21 protein-coding genes, 2 riboswitches and 1 other annotated feature are annotated in these 23,301 nt (G+C 35.3%); of the genes, 8 read left to right on the plus strand and 13 right to left on the minus strand.

The features are described 5' to 3' along the window. Positions 1-533 precede the first annotated feature (533 nt). Entirely contained in the window at positions 534-1,286 is a 753-nt protein-coding gene (locus tag HNQ35_RS13530) for a YybI family spore inner coat protein (RefSeq protein WP_146938760.1), read from the plus strand. A gap of 77 nt (positions 1,287-1,363) precedes the next feature. On the opposite strand, the gene leuS is transcribed toward HNQ35_RS13530, so the two are convergent. The 4 genes from leuS to HNQ35_RS13550 all read right to left on the minus strand — a co-directional run bounded on the left by leuS (position 1,364) and on the right by HNQ35_RS13550 (position 5,895). Continuing rightward, positions 1,364-3,775 (minus strand): leucine--tRNA ligase, encoded by a 2,412-nt coding sequence (gene leuS / locus HNQ35_RS13535; RefSeq protein WP_146938759.1) that lies wholly within the window; start codon positions 3,773-3,775, stop codon positions 1,364-1,366. A 51-nt stretch (positions 3,776-3,826) separates the two neighbouring features. Beyond that, positions 3,827-4,039: a binding site (T-box leader), on the minus strand. An 84-nt stretch (positions 4,040-4,123) separates the two neighbouring features. Then, positions 4,124-4,747 (minus strand): ATP-binding cassette domain-containing protein, encoded by a 624-nt coding sequence (locus HNQ35_RS13540; RefSeq protein ID WP_371862334.1) that lies wholly within the window; start codon positions 4,745-4,747, stop codon positions 4,124-4,126. Between the two features lie 37 nt (positions 4,748-4,784). Further along, positions 4,785-5,171, minus strand: a complete 387-nt coding sequence (locus HNQ35_RS13545) for a GntR family transcriptional regulator (RefSeq protein ID WP_146938757.1) — start codon at positions 5,169-5,171, stop codon at positions 4,785-4,787. 1 nt (position 5,172) lies between these two features. Further along, positions 5,173-5,895 (minus strand): hypothetical protein, encoded by a 723-nt coding sequence (locus tag HNQ35_RS13550; RefSeq protein ID WP_146938756.1) that lies wholly within the window; start codon positions 5,893-5,895, stop codon positions 5,173-5,175. Between the two features lie 133 nt (positions 5,896-6,028). On the opposite strand from HNQ35_RS13550, the gene mnmM reads away from it, so the two are divergent. Continuing rightward, positions 6,029-6,604 carry a tRNA 5-(aminomethyl)-2-thiouridylate-methyltransferase MnmM gene (gene mnmM, locus HNQ35_RS13555; protein ID WP_146938755.1) on the plus strand — a complete coding sequence of 192 codons (576 nt, stop codon included), beginning with the start codon at positions 6,029-6,031 and terminating at the stop codon, positions 6,602-6,604. Then, positions 6,605-7,132 carry a gamma carbonic anhydrase gene (locus tag HNQ35_RS13560; RefSeq protein WP_146938754.1) on the plus strand — a complete coding sequence of 176 codons (528 nt, stop codon included), beginning with the start codon at positions 6,605-6,607 and terminating at the stop codon, positions 7,130-7,132. Positions 7,133-7,197: 65 nt separating this feature from the next. Here the strand turns inward: HNQ35_RS13560 and metK are convergent, their stop codons facing one another. Continuing rightward, positions 7,198-8,394, minus strand: a complete 1,197-nt coding sequence (metK, locus tag HNQ35_RS13565; protein WP_146938753.1) for a methionine adenosyltransferase — start codon at positions 8,392-8,394, stop codon at positions 7,198-7,200. Positions 8,395-8,505: 111 nt separating this feature from the next. Next, positions 8,506-8,612, minus strand: a riboswitch (SAM riboswitch). A gap of 185 nt (positions 8,613-8,797) precedes the next feature. Here metK and pckA point away from each other — a divergent pair. The 4 genes from pckA to HNQ35_RS13585 all read left to right on the plus strand — a co-directional run bounded on the left by pckA (position 8,798) and on the right by HNQ35_RS13585 (position 13,197). After that, on the plus strand, positions 8,798-10,384 hold the full coding sequence (pckA, locus tag HNQ35_RS13570) for a phosphoenolpyruvate carboxykinase (ATP) (protein ID WP_146938752.1): 1,587 nt from the start codon (positions 8,798-8,800) through the stop codon (positions 10,382-10,384). A gap of 234 nt (positions 10,385-10,618) precedes the next feature. Continuing rightward, complete coding sequence (locus HNQ35_RS13575) at positions 10,619-11,611, plus strand: ABC transporter substrate-binding protein (RefSeq protein WP_146938751.1); 993 nt, start codon at positions 10,619-10,621, stop codon at positions 11,609-11,611. A gap of 10 nt (positions 11,612-11,621) precedes the next feature. Further along, positions 11,622-12,410 (plus strand): ABC transporter ATP-binding protein, encoded by a 789-nt coding sequence (locus tag HNQ35_RS13580; protein WP_146938750.1) that lies wholly within the window; start codon positions 11,622-11,624, stop codon positions 12,408-12,410. Further along, positions 12,391-13,197, plus strand: coding sequence for an ABC transporter permease (locus tag HNQ35_RS13585; protein WP_146938749.1), 807 nt, complete (start codon positions 12,391-12,393; stop codon positions 13,195-13,197). Before HNQ35_RS13580 ends, HNQ35_RS13585 begins: the two co-directional genes overlap by 20 nt. 205 nt (positions 13,198-13,402) lie before the next feature. Here HNQ35_RS13585 and ytkD read toward each other — a convergent pair whose 3' ends face one another. The 7 genes from ytkD to HNQ35_RS13620 form a co-directional block, all read right to left on the minus strand. Further along, entirely contained in the window at positions 13,403-13,873 is a 471-nt protein-coding gene (ytkD, locus tag HNQ35_RS13590; protein ID WP_146938748.1) for an RNA deprotection pyrophosphohydrolase, read from the minus strand. A gap of 143 nt (positions 13,874-14,016) precedes the next feature. Next, positions 14,017-14,337, minus strand: coding sequence for a hydrolase (locus HNQ35_RS13595; RefSeq protein WP_146938747.1), 321 nt, complete (start codon positions 14,335-14,337; stop codon positions 14,017-14,019). 60 nt (positions 14,338-14,397) lie between these two features. Next, positions 14,398-15,861, minus strand: coding sequence for an o-succinylbenzoate--CoA ligase (locus HNQ35_RS13600; RefSeq protein ID WP_146938746.1), 1,464 nt, complete (start codon positions 15,859-15,861; stop codon positions 14,398-14,400). 67 nt (positions 15,862-15,928) lie between these two features. After that, on the minus strand, positions 15,929-16,747 hold the full coding sequence (gene menB / locus HNQ35_RS13605; RefSeq protein ID WP_146938745.1) for a 1,4-dihydroxy-2-naphthoyl-CoA synthase: 819 nt from the start codon (positions 16,745-16,747) through the stop codon (positions 15,929-15,931). After that, positions 16,722-17,582, minus strand: coding sequence for a 2-succinyl-6-hydroxy-2,4-cyclohexadiene-1-carboxylate synthase (menH, locus tag HNQ35_RS13610; RefSeq protein WP_146938744.1), 861 nt, complete (start codon positions 17,580-17,582; stop codon positions 16,722-16,724). The genes menB and menH overlap by 26 nt, the downstream gene beginning before the upstream one ends. Positions 17,583-17,588: 6 nt before the next feature. Then, positions 17,589-19,325 (minus strand): 2-succinyl-5-enolpyruvyl-6-hydroxy-3-cyclohexene-1-carboxylic-acid synthase, encoded by a 1,737-nt coding sequence (menD, locus tag HNQ35_RS13615; RefSeq protein WP_146938743.1) that lies wholly within the window; start codon positions 19,323-19,325, stop codon positions 17,589-17,591. Next, complete coding sequence (locus HNQ35_RS13620; protein ID WP_146938742.1) at positions 19,325-20,704, minus strand: isochorismate synthase; 1,380 nt, start codon at positions 20,702-20,704, stop codon at positions 19,325-19,327. Before HNQ35_RS13620 ends, menD begins: the two co-directional genes overlap by 1 nt. A 203-nt stretch (positions 20,705-20,907) precedes the next feature. On the opposite strand from HNQ35_RS13620, the gene HNQ35_RS13625 reads away from it, so the two are divergent. Further along, positions 20,908-21,843, plus strand: a complete 936-nt coding sequence (locus HNQ35_RS13625) for a 1,4-dihydroxy-2-naphthoate polyprenyltransferase (protein ID WP_146938741.1) — start codon at positions 20,908-20,910, stop codon at positions 21,841-21,843. A gap of 389 nt (positions 21,844-22,232) precedes the next feature. Here the strand turns inward: HNQ35_RS13625 and HNQ35_RS13630 are convergent, their stop codons facing one another. Further along, positions 22,233-22,817: an ECF transporter S component gene (locus HNQ35_RS13630; RefSeq protein ID WP_146938761.1), complete on the minus strand. Its 585-nt coding sequence runs from the start codon at positions 22,815-22,817 to the stop codon at positions 22,233-22,235. Between the two features lie 169 nt (positions 22,818-22,986). Continuing rightward, positions 22,987-23,129, minus strand: a riboswitch (FMN riboswitch). Positions 23,130-23,301 lie beyond the last annotated feature (172 nt).

Here is a 23,301-nt window from a genome sequence, read left to right on the forward strand (position 1 = left end):
GTATAAACGTTTATCTTAGCAATTTAATTAAAGAAAAACAGGGTTGTTTTTCTTGACATTACTGGTTGTTCTGTTCAGTTTTCAAAGTGCAATTTTTCTGCCATTAAATCGGCGACTCAATAAATATATCACAACAAAATCACTTCGTCAATACTTTTTCTATTTTTTTCAACAAAGAAATGAATGTGATAGATACCTTTAAGGCACAATTAATTATAGCAAAGTTTTTTTTCAGTGTCAAAGTTTGTTTCAAACTAAAGTACTATCTATTTTTACATATAATAAATTTTACTACAAATAATAATAATGTTTTACTGTGGTCATAGCTTTTAATTATGTTTCTAATAATACTAGACATACTATATCTAGATTATTTTTACAGAACATGAACAACATAATTTTAGTTTTTCAACTGCTCAGTAGACTTACAATAGACATGAGCTTCCTTGTTTGTGAAGGAATTAGACAAGCCTTAGAGAAAATATAACAATTTATGAAAGAAGGTTTTAGCTATACGTACACAAATTACTTCAATGATATGTTCGATTTTTCTTTTTCTCTATTTAACACCAAATGAAACATTAGCTGCCGCTACACAACAAAAATTAATTAAAACGTATTACGAAGATGTGACAGGAGATGGATTGAAAGAAAGAATTGAGTTGTTCGGTGTTCTGTTTTCACAAAACACAAATTACTACAAAGATATTTTTATTAAAATTATCTCTAAAACAGATGAGTGGAAAATATATTATGGAGGTGGCTACTCACCAAAGTTGCAGTTTATTGATCTAAATCATGATCGTGTCAATGATGTTTTTTTCCAAAGTTATGCTGATAAGCAAGAAAGATTACATTATACACAAATCAACACTGTTAAGCATGGTGATATTCAAGATATTCCATTACCATCACAACATATTACGGGAAAATTCAAGGATGATTTTAAATTAGAATTAAGAATTACGCCACTAGAACCTCAAATCATTGATGTATCTGATTATAAAAGAGATTATATTCGATTAGATATATATAATAAAGAGGAGAAACTTTTAAAAAGAAACATGGTGCCTTTAATAGATCCAATAGCCTTCTTTGAACCGATAAGTATTCATCAAGAAAAAGGATTCGGTTTAAAGAGTTTACAACATGTAAAGGGTGCACATCAAGATAATCATCTTGGTACTATTGAAACATTATGGTTTTTCGAGAATGAATCTTGGATTATTTTAAAAACTACCTGGAAAAGTAAGCCAAACGTAACAATCAATAATGTGTTTAATTAACTTATACATATATATGAGTGGGTAAGGTCTTCATTCAAAGTCCTTACCCACTCGTGTGAGTATGTTATGAATATCCATTAATTTGCAACGATGTTTACAAGTTTACCAGGAACAACAATGACTTTGCGAATTGTCTTTCCCTCAATCCATCCTTTAATCGTTTCATTTTCTAGAGCAATTTTTTCTAATGCCTCTTTAGATATATCCTTGGGAACATTTACCTTCGCTCTTACTTTACCCATGACTTGTAGGACTACTTCTACTTCATTATCAACGAGTTTTGTTTCGTCATATGTTGGCCATGATTCGTAAGCGATAGATTGCGTATGACCTAATTTCTCCCATATTTCCTCTGCAATGTGAGGTGTAATTGGCGAAATTAACTTAATAAATCCTTCTACATATGCTTTAGATATTTCTTCTTGTTTATATCCTTCATTAATAAAGACCATCATCTGTGATATAGCGGTGTTGAAATGCAAGTTCTCATAGTCCTCTGTAACTTTCTTAACCGTCTGGTGATAGACTTTTTCTAATGCGGCTGTATGATGGTCAACAATTTTACTTGATAGCGTTCCGTCTTCATTAATAAACAAGCGCCATACTCGATCTAAGAAACGTCGTGCACCGTCTAGTCCTTTTGTTGACCAAGAAACATCTGCATCTAATGGTCCCATAAACATTTCATATAGACGTAATGTATCAGCACCATGTGATTCAACAATTTCATCAGGATTAATCACGTTGCCGAGTGATTTACTCATTTTCACGTGATTTTCTCCTAAAATCATCCCTTGATTATACAGTTTTTGGAACGGCTCCTTCGTTGGCACAACACCGAGATCATATAAAAATTTATGCCAGAAACGCGCATACAATAAATGTAGGACAGCATGTTCAGCTCCACCAATATATAAATCAACCGGTAGCCATTTTTTCAATAACTTTGGATCTGCTAATTGCTCTGAATTATGTGGATCAATAAAGCGTAAGAAGTACCAACTACTACCGGCCCATTGTGGCATTGTATTCGTTTCACGACGGCCTTTCATACCTGTTTCCGGATCAACGACATGAATCCAATCACTATTAGCAAGTGGAGATTCCCCTGTTCCAGACGGTTTAATTTCTTTCATCTCTGGTAGTTCTAAAGGTAGTTCTTCTTCTGGTACAGCTGTCATTGTGCCGTCTTCCCAATGAATAATCGGAATTGGTTCACCCCAATAACGTTGTCTTGAAAACAACCAATCACGAAGTCGGTAGGAAACTTTTTTCTTACCTTTATCATTCGCTTCTAACCACTCAATCATTTTTTGGATAGCTGAATCTTTATCTAAACCATTTAAGAAATCAGAATTCACGAGCTTGCCATCACCAGTATAGGCCTCTTTGGTTATATCGCCACCTTCAACAACTTCAATAATCGGCAAATCAAATTGTCTAGCAAATTCAAAATCACGTTCATCATGTGCCGGTACAGCCATAATAGCGCCACTTCCATAAGACATAAGGACATAATCCGCAACCCAAATCGGTATTTTTTTATTATTAACAGGGTTAATTGCATATGCACCTGTAAAAACTCCTGTCTTCTCTTTAGCTAAATCTGTTCGTTCTAAATCCGATTTTGCTTGGACTTTTTCAATATACGTCTGAACTGCTTCTTTTTGTTCCGGCGTAACAATCTTTTTAACTAAAGGATGTTCTGGTGCTAAAACCGTATACGTTGCTCCAAATAAAGTGTCAGGTCGTGTTGTAAACACATCAAATGCTTCATCATGACCGTCAATTTCAAAAATAACTTCTGCACCTTCTGAGCGACCAATCCAATTACGTTGCATTTCCTTTAAATTTTCTGGCCAGTCCAGTTCATCTAAGTCATCTAAGAGACGATCAGCATATGCTGTAATTTTTAACATCCATTGTTTCATCGGCTTACGAATAACGGGATGACCACCACGCTCACTTTTACCATCAATTACTTCCTCATTGGCAAGCACTGTACCTAGGGCAGGGCACCAGTTTACATTTACTTCATCCATATAAGCTAAGCCTTTTTCATACATTTTTGTAAAAATCCATTGGGTCCATTTATAATATTCTGGATCTGTTGTACTAATTTCCCGATCCCAATCGTATGAAAAACCAAGCTCTTGAAGTTGACGTCTAAATGTAGCAATGTTTTTCTTCGTAAACTCTTTCGGACTATTTCCTGTATCAAGGGCATATTGTTCTGCTGGAAGTCCAAAAGCATCCCACCCCATTGGATGTAACACTTCATATCCTTGCATTCGCTTCATTCGTGAAATAATATCTGTCGCTGTGTAACTAACTGGATGTCCAACATGTAGGCCAGCTGCGGATGGATAGGGAAACATGTCTAAAGCGTACATTTTCTTTTTGTCCGTATGAACATTCGTCTTGAAAGTTTTATTGTCTAACCAGTATTTTTGCCATTTCTTTTCAATTTCTTTATGGTTATATCCCATAATTATGACCTCCTTATGAATTTATCTAAATAAAAAAGCCCCTCATCCCTTAATAGGGACGAGAAGCTATTATTCCCGCGGTACCACCCGAATTAACATATATTGTTCACTCTAAACCTTAACGCGGCAGACGGCAAAAGCTAATCATAAGTTCACCTTTGCAGCTTCAAGGGGAGTTCATAAATGATGTGGAGCAGTTCACACCAACCACTGCCTCTCTTAACCTCCATCAACTTTATTACTAGTCCTTGGCATCGCTTTTTTTAATATATTGGATTGATAATGATTTTAATGAAATTCATTTACTTTGTCAAGGGAATGAATTTTTAAAACAGCGTTTCAAACAGATTAATACATATCTTCCATCCAGCTGACAACATCTTTTTGTTCATATTCCCGGATATTTTCAATAGATTCATGTGCGATAACTCGACCTTTTTTCATCAAAATGACATCATCTAATATGAGATCTACTTCACTGATTTCATGGGTTGACATAATGAGTGTCTGTTTTGATAAATCAATATACCGAAGCATCGATTGGATCATCGACTTACGAACCATAGGATCTAATCCGAGAAACGGTTCATCTAATATAATATAAGGCACATCACGTGCTAATGTAACAACCATTTTTAACCGTGTTAAGTTTCCCTTAGATAAATAATTAATTTTTTGCCCGTCTCTTAAATTCATAAACAATAGCAGCGTTTCTGCTTTCTCTTTATTAAAATCATCGTAAATAGCATCATAATAACGTATAAGTTCACCAATTGTGAAATACCAATAAAAATAATCTTGATCATGTAGAAAAGCGACTCGTTGACAAATACGACGTGTAACATGTTCTCCATCAATCAACACAGTTCCTTTCGTCGGTTTAAGTAAACCAGAGATTATTTTTAATAATGTCGTTTTACCGCTCCCATTCTCACCAATGACACCAGTTATTTTTCCTTGTTCAAATGTCACACGACAATCCGAAAGAGCTTTCCTTGTTAAAAATGATTTAGAGACTTGATTCACTTGAATCACCGTTTTTCGCCTCCTCTTTAATAGTCGTCAGCATCTCATCATATGTAAATCCCATTTTCATCATATCGGTAATAAATCGTTGTACAATCTCTTTTTTCATTTCTTCCTTTAATACGTTGATTCGTTCCTCATCTTCAGTAATAAATGTGCCCTGACCTCGTTTAGACACGACTATCTCATCTCTTTCAAGTTCTTGATAAACACGTTGAATCGTATTTGCATTCACTCCAACTTCTATGGCTAACTCTCTAACAGACGGTAGTTTATTACCACATACATATACGCCACGTACAATGTCTTGACAAATATGTTCCATTATTTGTTTATAAATAGGTTTATGCCTGCTAAATTCACGAGTCATTTTACGCTGCCTCTACTTTTCTTTCGAATAAATAAACTGAAATCATATATAAAACAATAGCTACTCCACCATAAAATAACCATTCCCCAACATAAAACATTTTGATAGAAAAGTCTTCAACATATAATGCATTCGATAAAGAAATATTCAATGCTCCCCATTTTATCATTGTGTTATAAAATGATGTATTTTGAAATGTGGTTAATAAATTTGAACTACCTATAAGCAAGAGAAACAAGAGTACGAAACTCAACTTACCGATATACGTTCGCCACACTTGATGTAAAGTCCATAATAAAATAATGATTGTCGTGATAAATAACGAGATGCTTAAATAATAAAACAAATACATTGATAAATAGATATAGTTCTCACCCATTAAATGTAAAGACCCATCAGTTAAAACAATTTTCAATAGATCAATAAATATAATGAAATACATAAATATTAGGACTATAAATGTTGCAAAAACAATTTTAACAATATATAAAGTATGTGCTGATTGCGGATGATGTAAAAAAGCAGCTAATTGGTTTGCTTCTAAATTCAAGCTAAATAAGACGATGAGCGGAGGCATTATAAGGCCAAAAATTAATAATTCGCTCCCATCAAACGATAATAACGAATCCATACTAAATCCATATAAGAGGATAATCATCATGCTGCTAATTAGAATAAACCATTTTAACATATGCCATTCTCTATAAAACAAAGCTAATTTCAAAATAACACTCCTTTACATTTAATTGTACTAGTTTAATAGTACACTAATTATACCAAACAACGCAAATGTTTTTTGTTTTTATTTAGACATGCTACACTAACATATAGAAATGCATCATAAAGGGGTACAAAAAATGGTTATGGGAGTTATTGAGTTTTCACATTTTTTAATGGAACAAGCTATCGAAGAAGGTGAAACGGTTATTGATGCGACTTGTGGAAATGGTAATGATACATTGTTTTTAAGTAAATTAGTCGGGGATACAGGTCACGTTTTTGCCTTTGATATTCAGGAATTAGCAATCGATAATACGAAGCAGTTACTTGAAGTGCATTCACGGCAAAATGTAACACTTATTAAAGATAGTCATGCGAATATCGATCAATACATGGATGAAAACAATCGTAAAAATTTAGGTGGCGCTATATTTAACCTTGGGTATTTACCCCGAAGTGATAAGCAAATCGTAACAAAAAAAGAATCAACAATAGCTGCTGTTCAATCACTATTACAACTTATTCGCCCACGAGGCATTATCGTTTTAGTTGTTTATCACGGGCATGCTGGAGGAGAGTTAGAGAAAGAAGCAATTTTAAACTATGTTACAAAACTCGACCAAAAAAAAGTTCATGTTTTAAAATATGAGTTTATGAATCAAAAAAATAAACCACCATTTATTATTGCCATTCAAAAGAGAGGAGAAAAATAGATGATACATTCATATAAAAATCATATACCTAAAATTCATGACAGTGCTTTCGTTGCTAAAGATGCGGTGATTATCGGCGATGTAGAAATTGGGGAAGAATCGACCATTTGGTTTAAAACAGTCATTCGTGGTGATGTCGCACCGACAAAAATCGGTAAACGTGTTAGCGTTCAAGATTTAACAATGATTCATCAAAGCCCTGATCTACCAGTTATTGTTGAAGATGATGTCACAATCGGTCATCAAGTAACCTTACATTCTGGTATTGTTCGAAAAAATGCCCTGATCGGAATGGGATCTATTATATTGGATGGAGCTGAAATTGGGGAAAATGCTTTTATAGGAGCTGGTAGTCTCGTTCCTCCTGGTAAAAAGATTCCACCATATACATTAGCATTTGGCAGCCCCGCTAAAGTGGTTCGCAAATTAACAGACCAAGATTTAGAGGAAATGAAACGTATTCGAAAATCTTATGTAGAGAAAGGAAAATACTATCGCAAGGCCACTCATTTAGCAAAAGAAAATTAAATATAACTCACATTAAAAAAGGCTGAACGTTTAAACATGTTCAGCCTTTCCATATGCTTTATAAGCTACAAGACAATAGATTTAAGCTCAACTACTTTATCTGTTTTCTCCCAAGGAAATTGTACATCTGTTCTACCAAAATGACCATAAGCTGCCGTATCTTTAAATATTGGGCGTTGTAAATCGAGCATTTTAATGATGCCTGCTGGACGTAAATCAAACACCTCTCGCACAGCTTCGACAAGTTTTTCTTCACTCACTTCACCAGTACCAAATGTATCAATGGAGATAGAGACTGGTTCAGCTACACCTATTGCATAAGCAATCTGAACTTCACATGATTTAGCAAGTCCTGCTGCTACGATGTTTTTAGCAACGTATCTGGCGGCATAAGAAGCTGAGCGGTCTACTTTAGTTGCGTCTTTTCCACTAAATGCTCCGCCACCATGACGTGCGTAACCACCATACGTATCAACGATAATTTTTCTTCCAGTTAAACCAGCATCTCCTTGTGGACCACCGATTACAAATCGTCCAGTCGGATTAATATAGTACTTCGTCTCATCATCTAGTAAATGTTCAGGAATGATTGGACGGATAACATGTTCATGTAAATCACGCTCTATCTGTTCTCTAGTAACTGCTTCATGATGTTGAGTAGATATGACGATTGTATCTACTCGAATAGGTTGGTCATTTTCATCATACTCAATCGTAACTTGGGTTTTTCCATCTGGACGTAAATAATCAACAATTTGTTCTTTACGTACATCAGATAGACGCTTTGCTAATTGATGAGCTAATGAAATAGGTAGAGGCATAAGCTCTTCTGTTTCATCACATGCATACCCAAACATTAACCCTTGATCACCAGCACCGACTAAATCTAACTCATGACTTGTTTCTTGTCCTTCACGAACCTCTAAAGATTGATCAACACCACTAGCAATATCAGGTGATTGCTCGTCTATAGCCGTTAAAACAGCACAAGTATCAGCATCGAATCCATATTTAGCACGTGTGTAGCCTATATCACGAATAGTACGTCTAACAACTTGTGGAATGTCCACATAAGTCGTTGTTGTTATTTCACCTGCCACGAGAACCATGCCTGTTGTAACAACAGTCTCACAAGCTACTCTTGCATGTGGATCTTTTTTTAGAATTTCATCTAAAATAGCATCCGATATTTGATCACTAATTTTATCTGGATGCCCTTCAGTTACCGATTCTGATGTAAATAATCGACGATTCTTTTTCATTGAGATTGATACTCCCTTTGTATATGGTACGGAACTCCAATTCTCGTAAATTGTCATCTTAAATAAGAAAATCCTTTCCTATATATGAGGAAAGGATGACGTTGCCTTTCGCTCTTATTGTTCAAGGTAAATAACCTTGCATCAGGTTAGCACCTTTTCACATTGTGATGGTTGCTGCGTTTCATCGGGCCTGTCCCTCCACCGACTCTGAATAAGAGTATCCGTTCAGGAATATATTAGCGAAACGCCTTGTTTATGTCAACTTTTTTAACATTTAATACAAAGTTTAAATAATCCTTTTCATTAGTATGGACTATTGAATCATATGTGTTATACTAATATTCAAGTTGAAAAATTATTTATAAAATGATTTTTAAATTTATAAGAAGGCAGGTAATCCAACGTGAGCATTGTGCAAAAATCAATTCGAAATCTTTCAGAACTCCCTAATTTACAGGATAATCTTTCTACCCCTAAATTAGTCGAAAAGATTGTAATGCGTAAAGAAGGCATTCTTACAGCAACTGGAGCAGTACAAGCAACGACTGGTAAATATACAGGGCGTTCCCCAAAAGATAAATTTATCGTGAAAGATGACGTTTCCGATAGCCTTGTTGAATGGGGTAAAGTTAACAAACCAATTGAAGAAGATGTATTTCTTAATCTATTGGAAAAAGTTGTTAACTATTTAGAAAAACAAGATGAGGTATTCGCACTCAATGGATTTGCAGGTGCTGATAAATCATACCAATTACCTATCAAAGTATATAATGAGTATGCATGGCAAAATCTTTTTGCTAAACAATTATTTATTCGTCCAACAAAGGAAGAATTAAAATCACATAAGCCTGAGTTCACTGTTATATCTGCACCATCATTTAAGGCAGACCCTAAAGTAGATGGCACACATTCAGAGGCATTTGTATTAATTTCATTTAAACATCGTATTGTCCTAATCGGTGGAACTGAATATGCTGGTGAAATTAAGAAGTCCATCTTCTCAGTCATGAACTTCTTACTCCCACAAAAGGACGTGCTGTCTATGCACTGTTCAGCAAACGTCGGTAAAGATGGTGATGTTGCATTATTTTTCGGTTTATCTGGTACTGGAAAAACAACCCTTTCTGCCGATAAAGACCGTCAGTTAATCGGTGATGATGAACACGGTTGGAGTCCCAACGGTGTTTTCAACATCGAAGGTGGTTGCTACGCAAAATGTATCAATCTATCCGAAGAAAAAGAGCCTGAAATCTATCAAGCCATTCGATACGGTTCCGTCTTAGAAAACGTCGTCATTGACGAAGATACACGTGAACCCGATTACGATGATACAACATTTACTGAGAATACGCGAGTCGCATACCCAATAGAACATATTGAAAATATCGCTGTCCCTAGCATGGCTGGACACCCTAAAACAATTATATTTTTAACTGCTGATGCTTCAGGTGTGTTGCCGCCAATTAGCCGTTTAACAAAAGAACAAGCGATGTATCACTTCTTAAGTGGCTATACAAGTAAATTAGCTGGTACTGAAAGAGGTATTACTGAACCACAAGCAACTTTTTCAGCATGCTTTGGAGAGCCATTCTTACCCCTTCCACCAGTGACATATGCTAAAATGCTTGGAGAAAAAATCGATAAACATAAAGCAAAAGTATTCCTTGTAAATACAGGGTGGACAGGTGGAAAATACGGCGTCGGAAAGCGTATGAACCTTAAATATACACGTGCTATGGTTCGCGCTGCATTAAAAGGTGAACTTAATGATGTTGAAACGGTTAAAGATGAAATTTTTGGATTAGAAATTCCAAAAACAATTAACAATGTCCCAGACGAAGTCCTTATTCCACGTCATACATGGGAAGATAAAGAAGCATATGATCATGATGCTAAAGAATTAGCTGTTAAATTCCATGAGAATTTCCAGAAATTCCAAGATGTAAGTGAAGACATTGTTAAAGCTGGTCCTTTATATCGACCAAATTAATTAAGCACCCTCATCCCAAGAGGATATGTTTTAATATATAAAAAACTGCTCTAAGTCTTATCTACAGTTCGGGCAGTTTTTTTGTTTTGTCGTACGGAAGTCAAAGTTTGTAGTTCAGTAATTTATTTAGTTTACGCAATTGTTACCTTTCACATTATATACTCTAGACGTTCACACATCTTATATCCATGCATAAACTGTTTTGTGACATATATGTTAGAAAGGAACATTCAAATGAAATATTTTTTTACGTTTACAACGTCTTTAGTAATTGTAATCATGCTCACTGCTTGTCAAGCAAATTATCAGAAGCTTACGAAAATCAATCTCGCTGAAGTTACCCGTTCACTCTTTTACGCCCCGCAATATGTAGCAATTGAAAAAGGTTTTTTCAAAGATGAAGGGCTCGATATCCAATTACAAACGACTTGGGGCGGTGATAAAACAATGACAACTTTACTTTCGGATGGAGCTGATATCGCCCTAATTGGTTCAGAAACGTCTATATACGTATATGCACAAAACCCGAAAGACTATGCTATTAACTTTGCACAATTAACCCAAACTGATGGCACCTTTTTAGTCGCCAAAAATCCAAAACCGAATTTTTCATGGGAGCATTTGAAAGGTGAATCATTTTTAGGCCAGCGTAAAGGCGGTATGCCACAAATGGTCGGTGAATTTGTATTGAAAAAGCATCAAATTGATCCGCACAATGATTTGACATTATTACAAAATGTTGACTTTGGCAATATTCCGAGTGCATTTGTTTCAGGGGATTCTGAATATGTTCAACTATTTGAACCAACAGCTAGCGTTTTTGAAAGAGAAGGAAAAGGGCATGTTATCGCTTCCTTTGGAGAAGAATCAGGAAAAGTTCCCTATACCGTTTTCATGGCGAAACAAAGTTATTTAAAAGAAAATAAGGACATTATCAAACAATTCACTCGAGCGATTTATCGGGCACAAAAATGGGTTGAATCACATGGTGCTAGTGAGATTGCTAATGTCATTCATTCCTATTTTGAAGATGTTGATTTAGAAATACTAACTACTTCTATTGAACGATATAAAAATCAACAATCGTTTGCAACAAATCCGTTGTTAACAGAAGATACTTGGGAAAATTTAAAAGCCATAATGGATGCTGCTGGTGAATTGCCGAATGAGGCACCATATGAAATACTCGTCAATACAGATTTCGCTAAAGAAGTGATGAATGAGTAGGAGGGATGACATGGCATTTTTAAAATTAGAGCATGTATCACATCTTTACTTTTCAAATAAGACATATACGAAAGCATTGGATGATATTTCTCTATCTATTAATCGTGGTGAATTTATTTCAATTTTAGGTTCAAGTGGTTGTGGTAAATCGACGCTTTTGTCTATTATTGCAGGTATTATTAAACAAACAAAAGGAAACGTCCTCTTAAATAATATACCACTACATCAATCAGACTACGTATTAGGCTATATGCTTCAACAAGATTATTTATTCCCTTGGAAAAGAATTATAGATAATGTGTTAATAGGATTAAAAGTGCAGAAGAAGGTCTCGAAAAAAACAAGACAGAAAGCTCTAAAATTGCTAGATGAAGTTGGTTTACCCCATCTTGAAGATACGTTTCCTAACGAATTATCAGGAGGCATGCGTCAACGTGTTGCTCTTGTTCGAACATTAATAACAAATCCTGAAATTCTACTACTCGATGAACCTTTTTCAGCATTAGATTATCAAACTAAATTAAAATTAGAAGACCTCGTCTATCGATTATTAAAACAATATCATAAAACAGCGATACTCGTTACACATGATATTGGGGAAGCCATTTCTTTAAGTGATCGGATTATTTTAATGGATACAAATCCAGGTCGGATTTCAACAATCATTGATGTACCTAAAGTATTGCGAGAAGAAAAACCTTTTTTAGTTAGGAGACAGCCAAGTTATCAACAACTTTTCGATCATATATGGGCATCTTTAAATAGAGGAAGTGAGACAAATGGGAGCAAAGAAACATGAATTAAAACTATTTAAAGCATATCAACAAAATATTATCCGCGAACGAAAGTGGACTTTTTGTTGGCAAATCATTCTATTTATTAGCTTTTTTATACTTTGGGAATTATCTAGCCGTTTCTATTGGATTGATCCGCTACTGTTTAGTTCTCCTCTAAAAGTAATGACGCTTTTAATAGAAAAGTTTAAAGACGGTTCAATGATTGTTCACACACAAGTGACTTTATTTGAAACGATACTCGGCTTTATTATCGGAACCATTTTAGGAATTATTATAGCCACTTTTCTTTGGCTTTTTCCACGATTTGCAAAAATAATGGATCCTTATCTCGTTATCTTAAATGCCATGCCAAAAGTAGCATTGGGTCCTATCATTATTGTGGCACTTGGTCCTGGATATACATCTATCATTGCAATGGGTGCCATCGTTTCCATTATTATTACAACAATCGTCGTTTATACAGGTTTTAAAGAGGTTGATCCGAATTATTTAAAAGTATTACAAAGCTTTAGAGCGACCCGATGGACTTGTTTTAAAGAAGCGATTTTTCCTGCTACATTACCTGTTATGATTTCAACGTTAAAAGTGAATGTTGGCTTAGCTTGGGTGGGAGTCATTGTTGGAGAGTTCCTTGTCTCTAAGGAAGGATTAGGATATTTAATTGTTTACGGTTTTCAAGTATTTGATTTTACTCTTGTTATGTCAAGTCTTGTACTCATTGCCATCTGTGCCGCTGTTATGTATAAAATGGTTGAAAAGCTTGAGAATATGTTAATTATTAAGAATTAAATAGCCTTCTCTATGGCTGTGTTATATTCATTAATAGATACCTCTTTTTACACAGAAATTTTATCAAATTGAATTCTCATAATCTCTATCGACTATATTCGTATAAAATAGCATCCCACTCCTATTATCATTTTTAATACGAAGAGCAAGCTGAAAATACATTTTTCAACTTGCTCCGTTTAACTCCATAAGGAAAACATTTCTTTTATAATTTTGTTTCTATAATTTTTTTCATACAATATGTTAGAACATCATCTTTCATAATAAAACTATATGTCTCTTGTTCTTTTACATTGTCTGGAATTTCCTTTAATAAAATCGGTCCATAAGTTTCGTAATATGTGGATTGCTCTTCTAGTTTTTTAATTTCGGCAAAATACACATTTTTTATGACAGTGCTTGCTTTTCCATTGACATGATATTGTCCAATATAATCAATTGTTTCAACGACTCCACCCGTTTCTTCCTTCACTTCACGAATGGCAGCTTCTTCAGCCGTTTCACCGTGTTCTACTTTTCCACCGGGAAATTCTAAACCTCTTTCCTTATGGTTCGTTAACAACCACTTGTTTTTATAGTTACAAATAACCCATACATGTTTTGGATATTTAGAAAATGGGTGATTCTGAAATGAAAACCGCACTTGATTATTATAATAATCCGTAAAAATATACATGATGTCAGCTACCTTTATAAATCATTTTTCACATAAGATTCCATCATCCTTTATCTATTTTAACATGAATAAAGATCTAAAGACAGAAAAGAATGAGGGTATTCGATTCCTAAATTCGAACACCCCATTAATAACTTAAAAACTTAAAAAAAATGTCTCTCATTGATACCCATTGATTGAATATGTGTTCTTGTTTCTTCATCTCCAAGTTCATGAATTAAACGAATAGCGGTTAAGAAATGCTGATCATAATTATGATTAGACGAATCTTGATGATATTGAACAAATGGGATATGAGCTCGAAAGAATGATGTCCAATTTTCATCCTCCATCGCATTTAATATCGTTCTTAATCTGTGTACTTCTTCATCAGTCGCGTGTATTACAAATTGATTATTACCCTCATGCTTATGGCGTGAAATGTTATGGGTCGCCATATCAATAAAATATGTTTGCTTTGCCACAAACACACACCTCCTATCCTATAATATGTCACAATCACGGATAGGACATGCAAATATTTTTTATTTTTTTGCTTGTAACAATGCTTTTAATTCATGTCGTAAAATTTTATTCGATGCATTTCGTGGTAACTCATCCAAAAAGATAATCTGTTTCGGCACTTTATATGAAGCTAAATGTCTTTTTGCATAGTCAATAATATTATCTTCTGTAAGTGTTTCTGTATCGCATACGACATAAGCGACAGGTACTTCACCCCAAGTATCGTCTTTTTTTCCTACAACAGCGACTTCTCGTATATGGGATATTCGTTCTAGTACATGTTCAATTTCAGTCGGATAAATATTTTCCCCACCTGAAATAATTAAATCATTTCTTCGATCAACGACATATAAGAAGCCTTCCTTATCAATACGTCCGAGATCTCCGGTTTTTAACCAACCGTGTTCAAATAATTCTTCATTCGCTTTGTCATTATTATAGTAACCATTTGTTACCATCGGTCCTTTTACATAAATTTCTCCGATACCATCTGATGTTTCACGGTGAATTTTTATTTGTGCTGGGAGAAGTGGTTTACCAGATGAACCAATTTTTCTTAAAGCATCGTGAGCACTTAATGTAACGATTTGTGATGATGTCTCTGTCATACCATATGACTGAAAAACTGGAATATTTTTTTGTTTCGCTTGCTCAAGTAACTGTTTAGATGCTGGTCCCCCACCTAATAACATACCTCGAAAAGTATCTGGATATCGATTATCACCCAATTGCTCCATCAAACGCTGCAACATAACAGTTACAACTGATATCATCGTTACTTGATTTTCAACAATAGCTTGGTTAACTTTTGACACATTAAATTTCTCCATCAAATAAACAGGCATCCCATAAATGACACTTTTTAAGAAGATGGATAAACCACCTACATGAAAAAAAGGTAAGACAGCTAACCATTTATCTGTCTTTGACAAACCTATATTGAGAGCTGAACTTATTGCGCTCCACCAGTGATTTCCATATGTATGAATGACACCTTTAGGAAATCCTGTCGTTCCTGATGTATATATAATGGTAAATGGATCACTTAATCTAATTTCTTTTTTTAAAGTAACTTCAGTGCTCATTGATAAAGACTTCAACTCGACAAACGATAGAGAGTCCTTTATAAATAGTTGTTTAACTTTATCGTTAAAATCATCATGATAAATTAATAAAGAAACATTCGCATCGTTAATTTGGTATTGAAGTTCTGAAGGTGTTAATCGGGTGTTTAATAAAACAACCGTCGCACCTAAATAACTTAATGCATGAATCGTTATAATCATTTTAGGATCATTTTTTGAAAGAATCGCGACATGATCACCTTCATGTATACCATATGTTGCTATTTGATATGCCATCTCTTGACTCCGTTGTTTGAGCTCACTAAATGTAATTTGATTCCCATTCTCAAGTTCAATTGCCGTTACGTTTGGCGATAGAAAGGCTTGTTGTGTTAACCAATGTGGCATCATATCATTCATAATATTTTATACCTCCTTCTTTAAAATGTTAAAAAACCTTTGCACTATGGCAAAGGTTTTAAATCCATTATGGAAAACGTGGAAACTGGTCAAAATCAGGTTTGCGTTTTTCCTTAAACGCATCTCTTCCTTCTTTCGCTTCATCTGTCGTATAGTAAAGAAGTGTTGCATCTCCACCCATTTGCTGTAATCCTGCTAAGCCGTCAGTTGCAGCATTAAATGATGCTTTTAAGAAGCGAAGTGCTGTTGGTGATTTTTCAAGAATCTCTTCACACCAGTTAATGGTTTCTTTTTCCAAATCTTCATATGGGACGACTTTATTAACCATGCCCATTTCATATGCTTCTTGTGCGTTATATTGACGGCATAAATACCAAATTTCACGTGCACGTTTTTGACCGATCATTTCAGCTAATAAACCCGCACCATAGCCGGCATCAAAGCTACCTACTTTCGGACCTGTTTGACCGAAAATAGCATTATCTGCTGCAATCGTTAAATCACAAACAACGTGTAACACATGTCCTCCACCAATTGCATATCCTGCAACCATTGCAATAACCGGTTTCGGGATTGTACGAATTAAACGTTGTAAGTCAAGCACATTTAAACGTGGAATCTGATCTGTACCGACATATCCACCATGACCACGAACCGTTTGGTCTCCACCAGAACAAAATGCCTTTTCGCCCATACCTGTTAATATAATAACACCTATAGATGAATCATCTCTTGCATCTGCAAAAGCATCAATCATTTCATTTACAGTCAGTGGTGTAAATGCATTACGTTTTTCTGGACGATTAATCGTTACTTTTGCAATCCCATTATATTTTTCATAAATAATTTCTTCATAGTCTCTAACTTTTTCCCATTGTACTGTCATTTTTAACAGCTCCTCCTTTATTCTCTACTACATCAATTTCTTGAATGAACTCCAATACTATCTTACCAAATTTTTCAGGTTGTTCCACATGAATCGCATGTCCTGCATTTTCAACTATTTTAAATTTCCTCTTTGGTAGTAATTCAGCCATCTCTTTATTAATGTTAATAAATTTACTATCCTTTTCTCCTGCGAGTAATAGGACTGGTTTTAGGAATGATTTGAGGTGTTCCCACCAATTCGGTTGCATACCCGTTCCCATATATTTAAGCGAACAAGCTAGCCCATCTTCATGTTGGGATAAGCGTTCTTCACGAATCTTACTCTGTACTGATTTCGGTAAAGATTTTTGTGTATCAAATAATGGTATGTCTTCCCAGTAATTAACAAAGTTTTCCAGTCCATCATTCAACAAACGCTTTATTAATACCTCATCAGCGGATATACGGATTTTACGTTCTTTCTTTGTACGTAAACCTGGTGAAGCACTTTCCATTACAAGGGATTTTACTCGTTCTGGATAAAGCAATGCGAAAGATAATGCCGTTCTTCCACCCATTGAATATCCTAATAAATGACATGATTCAATTTTTAAGATTGCTAGCATTTGTTCAAAATCAGCAGCAAAAGTATGCATCGTTCTTGGTGGTGTCTTTGTTTTACCATGCCCTGGTAAATCAATCACAAGAACTTGAAAACCTTTCATAAAATCTTTTATAAAAGGTTCCCATGTCGTTGTTCTACTAGTAAATCCATGAAATAATACGATTGTTTCTTCATGTCCTTTTCCATAAAGTTCGTACCAATACGATGCATCATCGATATGAATATACACGATTTATTACCACCCCGTATTCAATATATCTTCATGAATAGCACGCCATTTATTACGATGCCAAATACTGTTATCTTTCCGATTTGTTTGTACTTCAATGACCGTCAAACCCGTTCTTTTATAGCTTTTATTTAACTCTTCTCGAAGCGAGCCGATTGTTTCTGGAATACAGTAAGTGCCACCATACATCTGAACAGCATGTTTAAAATCGATATGTAACGGTGTACCAAATAACAGTTCAAAATGTTTGCTATCTTGAGATTGTGGTAAAAAGGAAAATATTCCTCCGCCATTATTATTCATTAGCACGATTGTTATATCAAGGTGATAATGCTTAGCAGCTAATAAACCGTTTAAATCGTGATAAAATGATAAGTCACCGATTAATAAGGTCACACGTCTTCTTGATGTAGCAGCTCCCATACTACTTGATACAACGCCATCAATTCCGTTTGCACCACGATTAGCAAGAACTCTTATACTCTTTGAATTTGTCAATAAAAATGTATCAACATCTCGAATCGCCATACTATTTCCAACGAATAAAATACTATCGTTAGGTAATTCCTCCATCACCGTTCGTGTAGCATTTCCTTCTGTTAAATCGTTACTTATATCTGTTTTAAGATGATGCTTAGTTATTTCGTTCATCTTCTGCCACTTATTTAACCATGTGGTATCATTTTCTAAAGCTCTTGGAATATTTATTAATTGATTACAAAAATAAACAGGATCTGAATAAATCATATGTGTTGGATTACCAGCAGGTTCTCGGTAACCCGAATATGGCTCAACAATAAATTGTGGAATATCTTTATTCTCTTGTAAATAAAATAAATATGCTTTGGAAATAGGCATAGCACCAAACCGAATAATAAAATCTGGCTTTAACTGTTCACGAATCATTTCATCACGTAAAAAAGCATCATACCCTTCAATAATATGCGATTTTCGATGCTCTCCAGTTCTAAGTTGAGATAATGGATCAGCCAAAATCGGCATATGCCAATGCTCTGCCAATTGTATCATTGCTGCTGCTAATCGTTCATCTGTTTGCGGCCCGACAACTAAGATACCTCGCTCTTTCTTTACATAATGAATAAGTGTTTTTAACTCGGAGTCACTCAGTTGTTTCTTACCGTTATAATATGGGGAAAAGTTTCTCTCAAATCTTTCTCCCCAAATATTGTCTAATGTAAAATCAGGTACGAGCGGCTCCCGGAATGGGAAATTCAAGTGAACAGGACCACATACATCTTGTTTAGCTGTTTGCACTGCACGTGACGCCGCTCGTCTCACATAATTTAACATCGAGTCCGTTGCTTCTGGAAGGGCCATTTCATGAAACCATTTTACATAATCTCCAAACATTTTAATTTGTTCGATTGCTTGCGGTGCTCCGACATCTCGAAGTTCATGTGGACGATCAGCCGTTAAAACAATGAGTGGTATTCGACTATAATATGCTTCAACAAGTGCAGGAAAATAGTTTGCTGCTGCTGTCCCAGAAGTACAAACAAGTGCAACAGGACGCTTCGTTTCCTTAGCTATTCCTAATGCAAAAAAAGCTGCAGAACGTTCATCTATCAATATCCACTCTTTAATATCCGAATGATGCACAAACGACATTGCAAGCGGAGTTGATCTTGACCCAGGTGAAATAACGACATCACTTAATCCACTAGCTGCTAACTCATCAACAAAATGACCAACATACCGTGTCAAAACTTCTGCATGTTCCATTATTTGCCTCCTAAAACATGTAACATTGGTAAGAACTTAATTTTTGTTTCCTCATATTCGGCTTCCACTTCAGAATCTTTAACAATCCCACATCCAGCAAATAAAGATGCTGCGTTACTTTGTATGAGACCAGAGCGAATGGCCACAGCAAATTCTCCATTATTTCGATGATCAACCCAACCAATCGGGGCACCATACCATCCGCGATCTAACGGTTCATGTTTACGGATAAATGCTAATGCTATCTCTTTTGGTGTGCCACCTAATGCTGGCGTAGGATGAAGTTGTTCCACTAAGTCAAAAATATGATAATCTCGTTTCAATTGAGCCGTTACCGGTGTATATAAATGCTGTAAATTTTTTAACGGAAAGACTGTTGGCGTATCAGGTATACGAATATCCACACAATATCGTTCGATGGCTCGTCGAATCATTTGCACAACGAAATCATGCTCTTCGCGATTTTTCTTATCATTTAAAAGTTCATGACGGACTTGTTCGTCTGCCATATCTGTTTCTCCACGCGGAGCTGTTCCCGCTAGACACATCGACTCGAGTTGATCGTCTTCGAGTCGTATTAACCTTTCAGGTGTTGCACCTAAAAAGCATTCATCTCCTTGTTCAAAAGCAAAAACATAGCTTTTAGGTTGCGTTTCAATCAACCTTTTAACAACTGTACTCATTTCACCTGTTGACGATAATTTCAAACGAAGTTCACGTGCCAGTACAATTTTTTCAGCTAAATGATTTTGAATCGTTTGTTTTGCATTTTCAATGCTTTGTAGCCATTTCGCTATATCCATTTCCTCTTCCTTTAGGATAGTACCTAGCGGTGGAAGTCCAGATAAGTCTTGTAATAACTGTTGTTCCTTTTGCTGAATATTTTGAACGAGTAGATCGCTATTTATATGCGCATGAACAATAAAATTGATTGTTAAATAGTATGCGTCATTATATTTTATAAAAAGGAACTTAGGTACACGGAATTGGCTAGCACTAAAGTTTTTCCACAGTGTAGATGGTTCCCTTCGATCATCAAAAGCAATTCCACCAAATGATAAAAGACCTGTTCCAGGTACAGGGTAAGGATTATGAACAATGGCTTTATCTACGAGAGCATTCCATTCTTCATGTATTTTTTGATAATTAACTCTGTCAAAGACAAGCTCAATTAAGTTACCGATCCCAACGAGATATAAACAATTATCATTCCGCTTCCAAAAAAAACGGTCTTCTTCTTTCCCTAACTCTAAAACAGACAAAGGATTAAAGGGTTGAATCTGTTTTGTATAACTAACTAACTGACGGTTATGAGATAATCCTTGGTCCATAATGCTATTTAATAATTTATCTAAACTTACTGCATTTTGATCTATCATTTATGTAAGCCTCCAACTATTCACTAAAACAGATAAACTTGTCACTCTATCTATTTTATGCTCTTTTACTTTGTTTCTCAAGGAATGGCCTTTTATATCAATACAAATACGCCTTCCTTAAACTTATAAATGACGTTTCATTGACACATCTTTATTCTATATCTTAAACTTGAGATGAATCGTATTATGCAGGAGGAAAAATCATGCAAACAACAGATAAACAATCGATTAAAAAAGCGCTTAATGAAAAAAGTGGGTTCCATGTATGGTGGCGCCTTCTTCGTCCTCATACATTAACAGCTTCTTTTATACCTGTTTTTATTGGATCAATGGCAGCACTTCTAGAAAAACCGTTGCATATCGGTTTATTTTTAGCCATGCTTATTGCTTCAATCTTAATTCAATCGGCAACAAATATGTTTAATGAGTACTATGATTATGTTCGCGGACTTGACCATGAAGGTTCTGTCGGAATCGGTGGAACGATTGTTAGAGATGGTGTCGCACCTAAAACGATATTGAACTTAGCGTTCACCTTTTTTGGTATTGCAATTTTATTAGGTATTTATATTTCTTACGCATCAAGTTGGTGGGTAGCAGTAATAGGTGCAGTCGGAATGTTTATTGGCTACTTATATACTGGCGGACCTATTCCAATAGCATACACACCGTTTGGAGAACTCTTTTCTGGTGTATTAATGGGGACAGTCATTATCGGTATTAGCTACTATATTCAAACATTGACTATTACTATCGATATCATCTATATTTCGATTCCTGTAGCTATTTTTATTGGTGCAATCCTTATGGCAAATAATATTCGCGACTTAGATAATGATAAAGAAAGTGGAAGAAATACGTTGGCAATTATACTGGGAAGAAAGCAAGCTATTCAATTTCTAGGTTTTTTATTTCTCATTGCGTATTCATTGACCGCTATCTTTATTATTAATGGCGTCTTGCCAAAGTGGTCAGTTATAACTTTTTTAAGTATGTTTAAAGCTTTTGATGTCATCAAAAAATTTCAAGGCAAATCAGAGCCAATTGAAATGATGCCAGCAATGATCGCAACTAGTAAAACGAACACCATTTATGGTTTCTTATTAGGCTTATCATTATTGTTAGAAAAATTGATATAAAACGAGAGAGCGATTTGAATCTAAGTAACTAAGTATTGAAATAAACTCTTTAGACAAAGAATAAGTCAAACTCACGTTGCTCATTTATGAGAAGACACAACAACCTGCTGGACTCTTACATGATAAGAGCAAATGTTTTGACTCGCTGAAACAACTTACAGTATTGAATCATACTTAAAATCCAGCTAAACATCACGTCTTTGGTCTCGATATGAATGCCACCAGATTAGATGAAGACAGAACTTTAATTTCTGTTTCTCGTGTTTCTCGATGCACAATTGTTGTAATACCTAGAAAGTAAATTGTATTTAAAAAGAAGAGCCTGCTCCTTTGTATGGAGATGAGGCTCTTCTTTACTTAAAGTATGATAATAACAATCTACGACATCATTAAGATAGAGCATGCTGTTTTTTCTCAATCCATTGACGCATTTTTAGAAACACCGGAACAAATACAAGTCCGACAATGATTCCTTTTAAAATATTGAATGGTAAGATACCAAATAAAACGGCAGCACGTTTGACATGTGCAAGTGCCATATCTTCCATACCCATAAACATCGCATAAATCGGCAAGATAACAAGGTAATTTAATACACTCATTGCAATCGCCATAATAATAGTACCAACTACAAGGCCAGTCACAATGCTTTTTGTCCCTTTATAGCGATGATAAAGAACAGCTACAGGTACGATGAAAAGGACACCTGCCAAGAAATTAGCTGTTACCCCAACAGGTTCGCCACCACCAATCGCAAGGTATAATAAATTTTTAATTGCTTCCACAATCACCCCAGCCATAGGTGAAAAAATCAATGCTGCAATTAAAGCAGGAACCTCACTGAAGTCAATTTTTAAATATGCTGGTAAAAACGGGAGTGGGAAATTAAGGAAAAACAATAATAAGGATACCGTTCCTAATATAGATAAGATAGTTAGTTTTACAAGTTTTGATGATTTCATATTTGTTTGCATCATCATCTTCCTCCTTCATCTTATAATCGATTCACATCTCGTATGATGAAGGATTTAGCCGCTATCACTTTCCATAAAAAAACCCTAAAGCCTATTATAATATTGGGGCTTTAGGGTCGTATCGTCATAGGAAAACAAGGCATAAATGACGCCTATTTCACAAACGGCTACTCATCTTCTCCCATCCAGACTTTAACTGTCGGTTCTGGATTTGCACCAGATCAACCACTGCACTTATGAGTGGGTCACGGACTTCGAACAATATTGCTCGTTACCGTCGGTCGGGAATCACACCCTGCCCCGAAGATGTAGAATCGATATATTATTTTATGTATATCATAGCCGATATGTAGCAAAATAGCAAGTGAAGAAATCTGTAAAATAATAAGAGAGGCTGGGACAAAACCCCAGTAAATAAAAACTAAGGCGTGGGAGCTTACACTAAAAAAGTGTAGGCCCCACGCCTTTTTATGGTTATTTGAGT

It is taken from the genome of Cerasibacillus quisquiliarum (assembly GCF_014202495.1).
In the GTDB taxonomy this organism is placed as follows: domain Bacteria; phylum Bacillota; class Bacilli; order Bacillales; family Amphibacillaceae; genus Cerasibacillus; species Cerasibacillus quisquiliarum.

What these genes read in the sequence shown, in the direction of transcription:
- HNQ35_RS13530 (WP_146938760.1), top strand. Translation starts at nt 534, where the DNA reads ATGATATGTTCGATTTTTCTTTTTCTCTATTTAACACCAAATGAAACA.
- leuS (WP_146938759.1), bottom strand. Translation starts at nt 3,775, where the DNA reads ATGGGATATAACCATAAAGAAATTGAAAAGAAATGGCAAAAATACTGG.
- HNQ35_RS13545 (WP_146938757.1), bottom strand. Translation starts at nt 5,171, where the DNA reads ATGACTCGTGAATTTAGCAGGCATAAACCTATTTATAAACAAATAATG.
- mnmM (WP_146938755.1), top strand. Translation starts at nt 6,029, where the DNA reads ATGGTTATGGGAGTTATTGAGTTTTCACATTTTTTAATGGAACAAGCT.
- HNQ35_RS13560 (WP_146938754.1), top strand. Translation starts at nt 6,605, where the DNA reads ATGATACATTCATATAAAAATCATATACCTAAAATTCATGACAGTGCT.
- metK (WP_146938753.1), bottom strand. Translation starts at nt 8,394, where the DNA reads ATGAAAAAGAATCGTCGATTATTTACATCAGAATCGGTAACTGAAGGG.
- HNQ35_RS13575 (WP_146938751.1), top strand. Translation starts at nt 10,619, where the DNA reads ATGAAATATTTTTTTACGTTTACAACGTCTTTAGTAATTGTAATCATG.
- HNQ35_RS13580 (WP_146938750.1), top strand. Translation starts at nt 11,622, where the DNA reads ATGGCATTTTTAAAATTAGAGCATGTATCACATCTTTACTTTTCAAAT.
- HNQ35_RS13585 (WP_146938749.1), top strand. Translation starts at nt 12,391, where the DNA reads ATGGGAGCAAAGAAACATGAATTAAAACTATTTAAAGCATATCAACAA.
- ytkD (WP_146938748.1), bottom strand. Translation starts at nt 13,873, where the DNA reads ATGTATATTTTTACGGATTATTATAATAATCAAGTGCGGTTTTCATTT.
- HNQ35_RS13600 (WP_146938746.1), bottom strand. Translation starts at nt 15,861, where the DNA reads ATGAATGATATGATGCCACATTGGTTAACACAACAAGCCTTTCTATCG.
- menB (WP_146938745.1), bottom strand. Translation starts at nt 16,747, where the DNA reads ATGACAGTACAATGGGAAAAAGTTAGAGACTATGAAGAAATTATTTAT.
- menD (WP_146938743.1), bottom strand. Translation starts at nt 19,325, where the DNA reads ATGGAACATGCAGAAGTTTTGACACGGTATGTTGGTCATTTTGTTGAT.
- HNQ35_RS13620 (WP_146938742.1), bottom strand. Translation starts at nt 20,704, where the DNA reads ATGATAGATCAAAATGCAGTAAGTTTAGATAAATTATTAAATAGCATT.
- HNQ35_RS13625 (WP_146938741.1), top strand. Translation starts at nt 20,908, where the DNA reads ATGCAAACAACAGATAAACAATCGATTAAAAAAGCGCTTAATGAAAAA.
- HNQ35_RS13630 (WP_146938761.1), bottom strand. Translation starts at nt 22,817, where the DNA reads ATGCAAACAAATATGAAATCATCAAAACTTGTAAAACTAACTATCTTA.